This is a genomic window from Nocardia sp. NPDC004568 (genome assembly GCF_040609955.1).
Classification (GTDB): Bacteria; Actinomycetota; Actinomycetes; order Mycobacteriales; family Mycobacteriaceae; genus Nocardia.
The window spans coordinates 80,230-93,081 of sequence record NZ_JBEXLL010000003.1 but is presented as its reverse complement, the minus strand read 5'-3'; the positions used below and the strand labels follow the sequence as shown (position 1 = coordinate 93,081).

General features: G+C 69.4%; 9 protein-coding genes and 1 pseudogene. 3 read left to right on the top strand and 7 right to left on the bottom strand.

Features of this window, described 5'->3' with window-relative positions; all coding sequences use genetic code 11:
* Positions 1-15: 15 nt before the first annotated feature.
* Positions 16-624 carry a recombination mediator RecR gene (gene recR, locus ABZV91_RS02385; RefSeq protein WP_355234154.1) on the top strand — a complete coding sequence of 203 codons (609 nt, stop codon included), beginning with the start codon at positions 16-18 and terminating at the stop codon, positions 622-624.
* 27 nt (positions 625-651) lie between these two features.
* On the opposite strand, the gene ABZV91_RS02380 is transcribed toward recR, so the two are convergent.
* The 5 genes from ABZV91_RS02380 to ABZV91_RS02360 form a co-directional block, all read right to left on the bottom strand.
* The gene (locus tag ABZV91_RS02380; RefSeq protein WP_355234151.1) at positions 652-1,296 is read right to left on the bottom strand and encodes a hypothetical protein; all 645 of its coding nucleotides are present in this window, start codon (positions 1,294-1,296) and stop codon (positions 652-654) included.
* A gap of 55 nt (positions 1,297-1,351) precedes the next feature.
* Positions 1,352-2,062 carry a glutamine amidotransferase gene (locus ABZV91_RS02375; protein WP_355234148.1) on the bottom strand — a complete coding sequence of 237 codons (711 nt, stop codon included), beginning with the start codon at positions 2,060-2,062 and terminating at the stop codon, positions 1,352-1,354.
* On the bottom strand, positions 2,059-3,297 hold the full coding sequence (locus ABZV91_RS02370) for a MurT ligase domain-containing protein (RefSeq protein WP_355234145.1): 1,239 nt from the start codon (positions 3,295-3,297) through the stop codon (positions 2,059-2,061). Before ABZV91_RS02370 ends, ABZV91_RS02375 begins: the two co-directional genes overlap by 4 nt.
* A gap of 196 nt (positions 3,298-3,493) precedes the next feature.
* The gene (locus ABZV91_RS02365) at positions 3,494-5,221 is read right to left on the bottom strand and encodes an FAD-dependent oxidoreductase (RefSeq protein ID WP_355234142.1); all 1,728 of its coding nucleotides are present in this window, start codon (positions 5,219-5,221) and stop codon (positions 3,494-3,496) included.
* 189 nt (positions 5,222-5,410) lie between these two features.
* Positions 5,411-6,364 (bottom strand): EamA family transporter, encoded by a 954-nt coding sequence (locus ABZV91_RS02360; RefSeq protein ID WP_355234139.1) that lies wholly within the window; start codon positions 6,362-6,364, stop codon positions 5,411-5,413.
* A 93-nt stretch (positions 6,365-6,457) separates the two neighbouring features.
* Between ABZV91_RS02360 and ABZV91_RS02355 the strand changes: the two are divergent.
* A pseudogene (locus ABZV91_RS02355) lies at positions 6,458-7,374 on the top strand (LysR family transcriptional regulator).
* On the opposite strand, the gene ABZV91_RS02350 reads toward ABZV91_RS02355, so the two are convergent.
* Both ABZV91_RS02350 and leuA read right to left on the bottom strand, forming a co-directional pair.
* Positions 7,368-9,698: an AAA family ATPase gene (locus ABZV91_RS02350; protein WP_355234136.1), complete on the bottom strand. Its 2,331-nt coding sequence runs from the start codon at positions 9,696-9,698 to the stop codon at positions 7,368-7,370. The pseudogene ABZV91_RS02355 and the gene ABZV91_RS02350 sit on opposite strands and share 7 nt — an antisense overlap.
* Before the next feature lie 215 nt (positions 9,699-9,913).
* Positions 9,914-11,716 carry a 2-isopropylmalate synthase gene (gene leuA / locus ABZV91_RS02345; protein WP_355234133.1) on the bottom strand — a complete coding sequence of 601 codons (1,803 nt, stop codon included), beginning with the start codon at positions 11,714-11,716 and terminating at the stop codon, positions 9,914-9,916.
* Positions 11,717-12,087: 371 nt separating this feature from the next.
* On the opposite strand from leuA, the gene ABZV91_RS02340 reads away from it, so the two are divergent.
* Positions 12,088-12,852: a sulfite exporter TauE/SafE family protein gene (locus ABZV91_RS02340; RefSeq protein WP_355234130.1), complete on the top strand. Its 765-nt coding sequence runs from the start codon at positions 12,088-12,090 to the stop codon at positions 12,850-12,852.

Here is a 12,852-nt window from a genome sequence, read left to right as displayed (position 1 = left end):
CGGCGGGGAATCGCGGTGTACGAGGGTCCGGTTCAGGATCTCATCGACGAACTGGGGAAACTCCCGGGCGTCGGTCCCAAGAGCGCGCAGCGGATCGCCTTCCATCTGCTCCAGGTGGAACCGCCCGAACTCGACCGGTTGCAGGCGGTACTGCAGAAGATTCGCGACGGTGTGCGCTTCTGCGCGCAATGCGGCACGGTCGCCGACGGCGAACTGTGCCGGATCTGCGCCGACCCGCGCCGCGACCGCAGCATGATCTGTGTGGTCGAGGAACCCAAGGATGTGCCGGCGATCGAACGGACCCGGGAGTTCCGGGGCCGCTATCACGTGCTGGGTGGTGCGCTCGACCCGCTGAGCGGGGTGGGCCCCGAAGAGCTGCGGATCCGGGAACTGCTGACCCGGATCGGCAGCCAGGACGACGGGGTGGATGTCACCGAGGTGATCATCGCCACCGATCCGAACACAGAGGGTGAGGCGACCGCGACCTATCTGGTACGGATGCTGCGCGATTTTCCCGGACTCACCGTCACCCGGCTCGCGTCCGGCCTGCCCATGGGCGGCGACCTGGAGTTCGCCGACGAACTGACCCTGGGCCGGGCGTTCTCGGGCCGCCGCGCGCTGTGAGAACCGCCGCGACCGAGGTCGCGGCGGTCACAACCGCAACGGCTCCCAACTGAGCTCGTCGAGCCGGGTGCGATCGTCGCGCGCCCAGTCCCAGATGAGCGCGGCCACCGCATCCGGCCCGGAGACGTGCGTGGCGAAATGCCGGTCGGACCCCCCGTCCCGATACTCCAGGGTGAAATCGTCGGCGGAGTCCCGGTAGGTCTGGATGTAGGTCTCCGGCGCGCGCTCCACGATCGGGTACGGGTTGGGCTCGATGAGCTCGTGCACCCACAGGGTGGCCAGGGCTTCGGTCAGATACGGGAACTCCCCCGCCCCGCCGTGGGTCACCGTCACCGGGATACTCCCGGCGGGGTCGACCAACCAGATCAGCTGCGGATCGTAGATCGCGTAGCCCCGCGGTGTCGCCAGCTGGAACAACAGCTCCCGGACGAAACCGATCGAGTCGTAGGGGCTGGCCACGGGAAGCACGGCTCCGGTCGATGTGCCCTCCAGTGGCGTGACGCTCAGGAAGCCGTCCTCCGCGGGTAGCTCCGCGTTGCGCGCGTCGAGTTCGGCCGCGATGGCCGTGATCTCCGCTGTCGCGGGCAGCCCCTGCTGCGAGGTGAGATACGCGTCGACCTCCGCGGGAGTGGAGGCGACACCGGACGGCAACAGCACATGGTCGTAACTCACCAGGGGAGTTTATTGTCCTGCCCGGGGACGCGCAGACCCCGGGCTCCAGGCGCTCTCAGGCGCGCAAGCGCTCACGACGGAGTTGGTCGACTTCGGGGAGGTCCAGCGGGGGCAGGGAGTCCACGCCGAGGGCGCGGCACAGCAGGTAGTCGGCGAGTTCGGGATTGCGGGCCAGGGCGGGGCCGTGCATGTAGGTGCCCAGGACCGAACCCTGCACCACGCCTTCGAGCCCGTCGCCGACGCCGTTGCCGATACCGCGGGTCACCCGGGCGAGGCCGGTGGCGTCCGGGCCCAGGGTGGTGCCGCCGCGATGGTTCTCGAATCCGGTGAGTAGTGCGGACAGCCCGGTGAGCAGCGGGTTCGTCATCACCTCGCCGATCGCGCGGGTCTGCTGCGGCGAAGTGGTGGCGTCCAGCAGGCCGACGCCTTCCACCCGTTCGCCGCTCGAGGTCTCGTACCACCGGCCGAGGACCTGGATCGCCGCGCAGATCGCCAGCACCGGGGCGCCGCGCCCGGCTGCGTTCTGCAGTCCGGGGTAACGCTGCAGGTGGCGGGTGGCCAGGCGCTGGGCGGAGTCCTCGGCGCCCCCGAGGGTGTAGATGTCCAGTGAGTCCGGTACCGGGTCGGGCAGGGTGATTTCCACGATTTCGGCGTCGATCTCGCGCAGCCGCAGCCGCTGCCGTAGGACCAGCGCGTTGCCGCCGTCACCGTAGGTGCCCATCACATCGGGCAGCACCAGGCCGATGCGTACTGTCGAATCACTCATCGGTTCCGCTCCTGGAGGTCACGGTTGAGATCGCGGAACGCGGTGTAGTTGGCGAGAACTTCGACCGGGCCCGCCGGGCAGGACGCGATGGCGCGGACAGGGTCCGCGACGGTGGTGTGGGCGACCCCGGCGTAGGTGAGGCGCACCGCGAGGTCGGTGGCGCGCTCCCCGGCCGCGACGACGTGGACGTCCTCGAAATGCTCGAACCGTACATCCCAGAGCCAGGACAGGTCCTCGCCGTCGGGTACCTGACCGTTCACCGCGATCACCAGCCCCGAGGCGCTGTGGTCGATCATGGACAGCGCCTCCTGCCAGCCGGCCGGGTTCTTGGCCAGCAGCAGCCGGGCGGCGTGTTCGCCGACCTGGACGGTGCGGTAGCGGCCGGCGATCTCCCGCACGGTGCCGGTGGCGGCGCAGGCCTGTTCCGTATCGGCGCCCAGCGCCACCGCCGCGGCCACCGCCTGCGCCGCGTTGCCCCGGTTCGCCCGGCCGGGCAGCGCCGGCCGCAGTGGTAGCCGGACGCCGTCGGGGCCGCAGAGCTTATCGCCGTCCAGCCACCAATCCGGTTGCGGGCGAGCGAAATCGGTTCCGGTGCTGTACCAGTGGGTGCCCTCCCACAGGATCGGTTCCCCACTGCGCGGACAGCTGGTGGCGTCCATCGCCCAACCGCCGCCGGCGGCGACCCACACCACATTCGGATGGTCGTAGGCGATGGAGGTGACCAGTACGTCGTCGCAGTTGGCGATGACGACCGTGTCCGGGTGCCGGGCCAGACCCGAGCGCAGCCGGCGTTCGATCATATTGATCTCGCCGACCCGGTCCAGCTGATCGCGGCTGAGGTTCAGCAGTACGACCGCCTCCGGTTCGAGGGCATCGGTGACGTGCGGAAGATGCAGTTCGTCCACTTCGATCGCGGCCAGCCGCGCGTCCCGGTGGACATTGAGCGCCGAGACGATCCCGGCGTCCATATTCGCGCCGTCGGCCTGGGTGGCGACCTCGCCCAGCGTGCTCAGCGCCGCGGTGGTCATCCGGGTGGTGGTCGATTTGCCGTTGGTGCCGGTGACCAGCACGGTACGCCGCCCACGGCCGAGCTGCTTCATGATCTGCGGGTCGATCTTCAGCGCGAGCAGCCCGCCGATCATCGACCCGTTGCCACGGCCCGCCTTGCGCGAGGCCCATGCTGCCGCGCCGGCCACCCCGAGGGCCAGCCGCCCCCGCACCGATATCTCTGCCACGCCGCGCAGTCTAATGACCCCTCGCGCCCGGCCTCGCGCGGCGCGGGGCAGTTCACACCACAGTGACATATCCTCGCCGGCGCCCGGCCGAGCGGCCCCGGCGGGAGAATACCGGGAAAGGCCGATCAGGCTGCTCGGCGAGCGTGGCCGGACAGGGACGCGGCAGTTGCGGACTGCGACCGACCGGGCAACGGCTTCAGAACTGGATATCGAATGCGTTCGGCCGTCCGGCCGCGTACGCGTCGGCGTCGGCGCGGCGCAGGGGTTCGAGTTCCGGGGCTCGCCAGAGTGTGTAGGTCGTGCAGCGGGGCGCGTCCGAACCGGTGACCTCCAGCAGCGCGTTCACCGCCGCCCGGGCGGATTCGTTGGCGCCCTCCATGGTGGCCAGGTCGATATTCGTGCGCACGTAATCGCCCGCCAGGTAGAGGTTCTCGACACCGCCGTGCGGTTCGGGCCGCAGCTCCCACGACCCCGCGGTGTTGATCAGCAACGGGTCGGCGTTCGCGTTTTCCCGGCGCTCGGCGTTCCAGGTGATTCCCGGGTCGAGGAACCACGAGTGCAGGTCGGCGTCACCCAGCACCTGATCGCGGTCGTTGAGGTGTGCGAGGATCTGTGCCCAGGTCTCCTTGGCGACCTCCTCGTGTGTGCATTCCTTGGCGGTCTTGCCGAAGAGGATGCCGGGAGTGTTCCAATCGGAGATGTCCACCGACAGGCAGTCGACCACCGTTCCGTCGCCGTACCGGTCCAGTTTGCGCGACCACAATGCGTTCTGCGCGATGGAGGTGAGCGACCAGGGCGAATCGATATAGGCGGCGTGGCCGCTGCCGAGATCGGGCCGGCGTCGCAGGTAGAACTGGATACCGCTCATCCAGTCGGTGAACAGCCGGCTCATCGATGCCAGCTGCGGCCAGGCGGACAGGATGTCGGCGTTCCACAGATCCCGGGCGCGTTCGGCGGGCAGTGCCACGACGAAGTGGTCCGCCGTCACGGTCTCGGCGGCCCCGGAACCGGTGACGATCCGGGCGCCGGTGACGCGCCGGTCCCGGACCTCGAGCCCCCGCACTTCGGCGCCGACTTCGAATCGCACGCCCAGTTCGCGCAGCCGCGCGACCCAGGGGTCGATCCACACGATATTGGTGGGGCCGTTGAGCACCCGGTCCAGATCGCCGTCGTGGCCGATCTGCATCGGGTTGCCCAGGAACTGTTCACCCATCGACCCGATGGTGCGCACACTGGCCAGCTCGTCCTTGGCCGCGACCAGCAGGCTGGTGAGAGTGCGCGAGACCAGCGCGCGGAACTCGTGCGACCGTGCGTGGGCGCCCACGAAATCCGACCAGGACGTGTGCTCCCACTGGCCGAAGCGCCGCGCGTCGCAACTGGTGTTGAAGACCAGCAGCCGGTTGGCGAAGAACAAGCCCTCGGCCGGCGTCATCTTCAGTGTGGTGGAGATGACCGAGGCCAGGCTTTCCCGCATGCCTTCGGGCGATGCGGCGTCCACGCGGCCGAAACCCAGTGGCGCGCGGATATCGTCGGCGTCGGCCCGGGCGAATCGGGCGTCGGGTACGCCGACCAGGTTGTCCCAGACTCCGTTCGCGTTCCCGCCGTAAGGAATCCGCCGCATTGTATCGGGAATGTGCTGGTAGAAGCCGGGAAAGAAGCGGAAGCCGTGTTCGCCGGGCAGGTCCGGCCGGCCCTCGGTCCCGGTGCCCGGTACCGGCATGCTGCGTGCCTTGCCGCCGAGCGCCCGGCGTTCGTACACGGTCACCTCGAAGCCGCGTTCGGCGAGTTCGTGGGCCGCGGTGAGCCCGGCGACACCGCCGCCCAGTACGGCGACCCGTGCGGCGGGCCGGGCGCGGGCGGTAGCTCCGGGTAGCGCGGCTACGGTCGCCGCCCCGAGACCCGCGGCCGCAGTGGCGCGGAGCACACTTCGCCGGCTGTACGCGCCCACCCCGGCAGATCGACCTGGAACCTTCGCGGCACCCGACGCGGGCCACCGTTGCTCTGCCATGTTGTCTACTGCTGCCTAACCCGGGGGAGCTGTCTCGATCGGGCCAACTCTAAACGGAATCCGGCCGCGCCGGTGCACCGACCGCGCGATCGATACGGCGCCGTCTCATCTGACGGCGGGTTCCAGCGTCCTCGCCGCGCCTGGTTCCACCGTCGCGGGCGGGTCCGGCTCCGGCGGGGTCTTCCTCGCGCCGGCCGTCGCCGCGAAGGCTCCGGCGATCACGATCACCCCGCCGATCAGACTCGCGGGCTCCGGTGCCTCGTCCAGGAAGATCCACGCGGCGGTGAACCCGACCACCGGAACGAGCAGCGACAGCGGCGCGACACTACTCGCCGGATACCGGCTCAGGAGATATGTCCACAGGCCGGATCCGGCGATCGTGCCGAGCACCACGATGTAGACCAGGCCGGCCAGCGCGGGCCAGCCCTCCGCCGAGAAGGTGCCCGCCAGTGCCCGGACGCCGGTGGCCGGGCCTTCCCAGAGAACCGAGAGCGCGAACAGGGGCAGTACCGGTACGGCGGTGATCCACAGCGTGAGATGCAGCGGATTGGTGTCCGGCGCTTCCACGCCTGCCTGCCGCGCGCCGAGATTACCGAATGCCCAACCGAACCCGGCCGCCAGCGTGAGCAGCACGGGTAGCAGGGCGGCGTGCGCGAACTGGTTCCAGCCGATGACCGCCATCCCCGCGACCGCGACGGTGAGTCCGGCGATCTGCACCGGCCGCAACCGCTCCCGCAGCAGCAGCGCCCCGAGCACCACGGTGAACGGCGCCGAGGATTGCAGGACCAGCGACGCCAGGCCGGTGGGCATGCCCACCCGCATCGCGGTGAACAGGAACGCGAACTGCAGTATCCCGAAGCCCGTCCCGTACAGCAGGAGCCAGCGCATCCGGACGGTGGGACGTGGGATGAAGAGCAGCGCCGGTACCGCGATCACCGCGAACCGCAGTGCGGCGAAGAAGAACGGCGGCAGATGGTCGAGGCCCACGCGGATGGCGAGGAAGTTGAGACCCCACAGGAGAATCACGGTCAGGGCGAGTATGCGGTCACGCGAGGTCACAGAGTAATCATGGGATGTATCAACCTTTGAGCACAAACGAATTGTTATGTATCAATGATTTAGTATTGCTTAATGGTTGGTGCGCACTCCTCGCTGTCGGTGGAACGGCTCCGTATCCTGCGCGAATTCGCCGACCGCGGCACGATCGGCGCGGTCGCCGCGGCCCTGTCCATGACTCCGTCGGCAGTGTCACAACAACTCAAAGTGCTGACCAGGGAGACGGGCGTCGCGCTGCTCGAACCGAGCGGCCGCCGGGTCCGCCTCACCGACGCCGGGCATGCCCTGGTGGTCCGGGCCGACGAGGTACTCGCCGCACTCGAGCGCGCCGTCGCGGAAATGGCGCACTATCGCGGATCCCCGCGCGGGCAGGGTCGGGTGGGAGTCTTCCCCTCCGGCGGTGCGCTGCTGCTGCCCCATGTACTGCCCGCCATGGCCGGCAGCGGGGTCGATATCGTGGCCGGTGACGAGGATGTGCCCCCGCACGAGACACCCGGTCTGCTCGCCGACTACGACATCGTCCTGACCCATCGCGACGAACGCGCCGCACCGGTCTCCGGGCCGCGGGTGAGCTCCCGGGTGCTCATGCGCGAACCCATCGATGTCCTGGTGGCACCCGACCATCCGCTGGCCGGAAAGGACGCGGTGGCGGCCGAGGAACTGGCCGAGGAGGCCTGGTTGAGCGTGCGCGGCGGGTTCCCGTCGACGACGTGCTGCGGTCGATCGCCACGATAACCGGCGTGGAACCACGGATCGTGCAGCGCCTGAACGATTTCCGGATGATCGAGACACTGGTCGGCGCCGGATACGGCGTCGCGCTCATGCCCCGCTACGTCGTCACCCACCCGGGGTTGTCCCAGCTACGACTGTCCGGTGTCCGCGCGGCCCGCCTCTACGACCTGGTCACCAGGCCGCGGGCCGAGAACCGTCCCGCCATCGCGGCGGTACTGGACTCGTTCGCGGCGGCGGCCCGGCGGGTCACCGCCGAACCGCCGCCCGCTGTCGATCAGTAGCGGTTGCCGTACGGGTAACCGTCCACATTGGCGAAATCGTCGGCGACCATCGCGGCGAGCTCCAGCAGGGCCTGCCGGGTCGGTTTGCTCACCAGTTCCAGATCGATTTCGGCGCCCTCGGCGAGATGGTCGTCGAAGGGCACCACCTGGACCGCCCGGGTGCGGTCCAGGAACAACCGGCGCAGATGGTCCAGGTTCACCGAGGTGGAGCCGCGCCGGGACGCGTTGACCACCACCACGGTCTGCTGCACCAGATGCGAATAGCCGTGGTAGTCCAGCCAGTCCAGGGTGGCCGAGGCGCTGCGCGCGCCGTCGATGGCGGGGGAGGTCACCAAAACCAGCGAACTCGCCATATCGAGCACCCCGGACATCGCCGAATGCATCAGTCCGGTACCGCAGTCGGTGAGGATGATGTTGTAGAACGACTGCAGGATCCCGATCGCGCGCCGGTAGTCGGCCTCGCTGAACGCTTCCGATACCGCCGGGTCCTGCTCGCTGGCCAGCACCTCCAGCCGACTCGGTGACTGCGAGGTGTGCGCCCGCACATCCGAGTAGCGGGTGATGTTCTGGTCCTCCAGCAGGTTGCGCACGGTGGAGCGGGTCTGGCGCGGTACCCGGTGGGCAAGGGTGCCCAGGTCGGGGTTCGCGTCGATCGCGATCACCCGGTCGCCCCGCAAGGACGCGAAGGTGGCGCCGAGACCGACAGTGGTGGTGGTCTTACCGACCCCGCCCTTGAGCGAGAGGATCGCGATCCGGAAATCGCCGTAGACCGGCGCGTTCACCCGGCTCACCAGGTCCCGGTGGACGACATCGGAGGCCGACTCGCCCGGATTGATCGCACCCCGCGACACCTTGTGCACCGCCCGCCGCCAACCGCTGCGCGGCGCCTTACGGGCTCGTTTCAGCAGGTTGAGGTCGTTGACCGAATTACCGAGCTGGCCCGGTTCGGGTATCTGCCGCGGCGCGAACTGCTGCTGACCGTGCTGCACCGGCTGGCCGGGCTGCTGGAACTGCTGCTGGGGCGGCTGCTGCGGGGCGGTCGGCCGGCCGGGATCGCCCCACGCGGCAGGCTGGAACTGCCCGGTCGGCGGATTGTGCGCGGCCGGGGGCTGCGGCGGCTGGTACTGCGGCTGCGGTACGGGTGGCGGCGCGGCCGGCATCGGTGGCGGGGCCCAGCTGTAGATCGGGCCGCCCGGTTCGCTCTCCGGCGCGGGCGGGGGACCCGGCTGCGGCGCGGACGGTGGTGCGTAGCCGCCGGTGGGCTGGGGAGAGGAAGCGTACGGTGGCTGTTCCGGCGCCGGCTGCCCCGGATAGAGGTTCGGATCCTGTTGCGGATACTGACCGGTCGGCGGACCGGAGGGCGCGAAGGAGTCCGGCGGGTTCTGCCCCGGCCCGGGCTGGAACTGGCCCGGGGCCTGCTGTGGGAACTGCCCGCTGCCGTAATCGGTGTTCGGAGCTTGGAACCGGCCGGCGTCCGGCTGTGGGAATTGCCCGCTGCCGTGTCCGCCCTCCGGGGCCTGGAACTGGCCCGGTTGCGGGAATTGCCCGCTGCTGAAATCGGTGTTCGGAGCTTGGAACTGGCCCGGGCCCGGTTGCGGGAATTGCCCGCTGCTGAAATCGGTATTCGGGGCCTGGAACTGGCCGGCGTCGGGGGCTGTGAACCCAGCCGCGCCCGTCGGGAATTGGCCGGCGTCGGGTTGTGGGAATTGTCCGCTGCCGTATCCGGTGTTCGGGGCCTGGAAATGACCGGGGCCGGCCTGCGTGGGGTCCGCGCCGGGCCCGATGCTCGCCGGCTGGAAATCGTTCGGGTCCGGCTGCGGGAACTGTGGCGTGCCGGGGCCCGGGAACTGCTCCGGGGCAGGCGCACTGAAAGCCCCGCCGGGCACCGGCGGGGCGAACTGGTCGAACGGGGCGTTCCCGTAGAGGGCGCCGCCGTCGGCCGATGCCGGTGGCGCGAACCCGTTGCCGTCGGACAACAGCGGGGTGCCCGGTTCGGCGGGGCCCGCCGTCGGGAAATCGTCTTCGGCGCTGCCGTCACCCGATACCGGATGCTCGGAACCGGTGGTGGTGGCGGCTTCCGGGTCGCCCGCGGGACCCGGTTCCGCGGACTTCTCCGGAGTATCGGTTCCCGCGGCCGGATCGGCTTCCCCGGAACCGGTTTCCGCGGTCGGATCGGCTTCCCCCGGCCCGGTTTCCGCGGGTGGCGCTTCGGAAGACACCTGCTCCGCGGGCTCGTCCGAGTCGGTACGCGGCTCCGGTTCTTTTTCTGCCGGATCCTCGGGCGGCACCGCATCCGAGTCGCCGCCGCGGCCGGTGGTATCCACCGGTTGACTCGAGGGCCAGGGCTGGGAAGTCGGATCGTGTTCGTCAGTAGTCACAGTTCCCCCATCTGCTCGGGATTTTCGAGCAGAGAGCTCGGCGGCGTGGAGTCCGGAGCCAACGCTAGCAGGTACGCGAAGGTTCGCATGCCGGACGGTTTACCACCGATGAGGCCGCCGTCACCGGTACGGGTGACGGCGGCCTGAACAGTGAGTGTGGGTTACTGCTTCTGGGCGGCCCGGTTGACGGCCGAGACCACCGCACGCAGCGAAGCGGTCGTGATGGAGGTAGCGATACCGACACCCCAGACGACGCGGTCGCCGATCGCGCACTCCACATACGCCGCGGCCTGGGCGTCGTCGCCGGCGGACAGCGCGTGCTCGGAATAGTCGAGCACCTCCACCTCGTACCCGACCGCGGCGATGGCGTCGACGAAGGCCGCGAGCGGGCCGTTGCCGCTACCGGTGACCTCTTGCTCGACGCCGTCCACCTTGACCGCCGCGGTGATGCGGTCGGTCCCGCCGTCGGTCTCGGCGGCGGTGACTTTCTGGCGCATCCGCTCCAGCGGCCGGATCGGGGTCAGGTACTCGTCGGCGAAGGCGTCCCACATCTCCTTGGGGGTGATCTCACCACCCTCGCCGTCGGTGATCTGCTGAATGGCCTGCGAGAACTCGATCTGCAGCCGGCGCGGCAGGGCCAGCCCGTGATCGGTCTTCATGATGTAGGCCACGCCGCCCTTGCCGGACTGCGAATTGACCCGGATGACCGCCTCGTAGGTGCGCCCCACATCCTTCGGGTCGATCGGCAGGTAGGGCACCTCCCAGGAGATGTCGTCCACATCGGAGCCGGCCGCGTCCGCGCTCGCCTTCATGGCATCCAGGCCCTTGTTGATCGCGTCCTGGTGGCTGCCGGAGAACGCGGTGTAGACCAGATCGCCGCCGTAGGGGTGGCGCTCGTGCACCGGGAGCTGGTTGCAGTACTCCACCGTGCGACGGATCTCGTCGATATCGGAGAAGTTGATCTGCGGGTCGACACCCTGGGAGAACATGTTCATGCCCAGGGTCACCAGGCAGACGTTGCCGGTGCGCTCACCGTTACCGAACAGGCAGCCCTCGATGCGGTCGGCGCCGGCCTGGTAGCCCAGTTCCGCGGCCGCGACCGCGGTGCCCCGGTCGTTGTGCGGGTGCAGCGACAGCACGATCGAATCGCGCCGCGCCAGGTTGCGGTGCATCCACTCGATGGAATCGGCGTACACATTCGGTGTCGCCATCTCGACGGTGGCCGGCAGGTTGATGATCAGCGGCTTGTCCGGGGTCGGGGCGATGATCTCCGAGACCGCGTCACAGACCTGCTTGGCGTACTCCAGTTCGGTGCCGGTGTAGGACTCCGGGCTGTACTCGTAACGCCAGTTCGTGTCCGGGTAGCGCTTCTCGGTCTCCAGGCACAGCCGGGCGGCGTCGGTGGCGATCTTCTGCACGGCGTCGCGGTCGGCGCGGAACACCACCCGGCGCTGCAGGATGGAGGTGGAGTTGTAGAAGTGCACGATCACGTTCGCCGCGCCGGAGCACGCCTCGAAGGTGCGCTCGATCAGCTCGGGACGGCACTGGGTGAGCACCTGGATGGTGACGTCGTCGGGGATGGCGCCGTCCTCGATGATCTCCCGGACGAAATCGAAATCCGTCTGGCTGGCGGACGGGAAGCCCACCTCGATCTCCTTGTAACCCATCCGCACCAGCAGATCGAACATCCGGCGCTTGCGGGCGGGGCTCATCGGATCGATCAGCGCCTGATTACCGTCGCGCAGATCGACGGCGCACCAGGCGGGTGCTCGGTCGATCACCTTGTCCGGCCAGGTGCGGTCCGGCAGCGTGACCGGCTCGACTTCCTCGGCGAACGGACGGTAGCGGAAGACGGGCAGGGACGAGTTCTTCTGCTTGTTCCACGCGGGCTGGTCGCCGGGCGCGGGTTTGGCGGGCGCGGTGATGGTGCGCGTGCCGGATACGAAGGCGTCAGCGGGTGACATGCGATTTCTCCGTGGGTGAGATTGTTTCCCGAATTGGGTCGACCGGCGTGGCGGAACCCCGCGACGGGAAGCCGGTCCGATCAGACCCCGTCGCGGCGGCTGAGAAGAAGTGCCCGCTGCATGACCCGTGCGAGTCTACCTCCTCGTGTCCCGGACCTGCCGGGGCGGTCCGGAGGGCCGGTGCTTCACAAGGCGGCGCGTTCCGTGCCGCCGCAGCCGTCGCCGCGCCGTGGCGGTGGTGTTTGCCGGGCGCGCAGGCCACCCGGCGCCGTCGCGCGGACCCGTCGTGATCTCCGGGGCGGGCAACCGCTAGCGTCCCCTGGGGGTTGCGAGTGACCGGACGCCGGTCCGGAGAGGTCGAGGGTTCGAGCATGACTTGGCTGGAGATGCTGGCCGTTTTCGGCGCGGGAATCGCCGCGGGTGGCATCAACACTGTCGTCGGGTCCGGGACGCTGATCACCTTCCCGGTACTGCTGGCCCTCGGTTTGCCGCCGGTGACGGCGAATGTGTCGAATACGGTCGGACTCGTGCCCGGCTCGTTGAGCGGGGCGATCGGCTACCGGCGGGAACTGTCCGGGCAGTGGGGCCGGGTGCTGCGCTACAGCTCCGCGTCGCTGCTGGGCGCCGCGGTCGGCGCGGTCCTGCTGCTCACCCTGCCCGCCGGCGCGTTCGCCGCCATCGTCCCGGTGCTGATCATCGCGGCGCTGATACTGGTGGTGGTACAGCCGCGGCTGTCGGCGTGGGTCCGGCAGCGGCAGGGCGAGGCAGACAACGTTCCCGCGCACGGCGGCCCGATCCTGCTGGCCGCCATTTTCGGCACCGGTATCTACGGGGGGTATTTCGGCGCGGCCCAGGGCGTGCTGCTGCTCGCCCTGCTCGGGGTGTTCGTCCACGAGGACATCCAGCGCCTCAACGCGGTGAAGAATGTGCTGGCCCTGCTCACCAACGGGCTCGCGGCGATCGTTTTCATCGCGGTCGCCGAGGTGGATTGGCTGGTCGTGGCCCTGATCGCGGCCGGAGCGATCATCGGAGGACAACTGGGAGCCAAGGTGGGGCGGCGGCTGCCGCCGAACGTACTGCGCGCGGTGATCGTGGTCGTGGGCACCCTCGCGGTGATCCGGTTGGTCTTCGGCTAG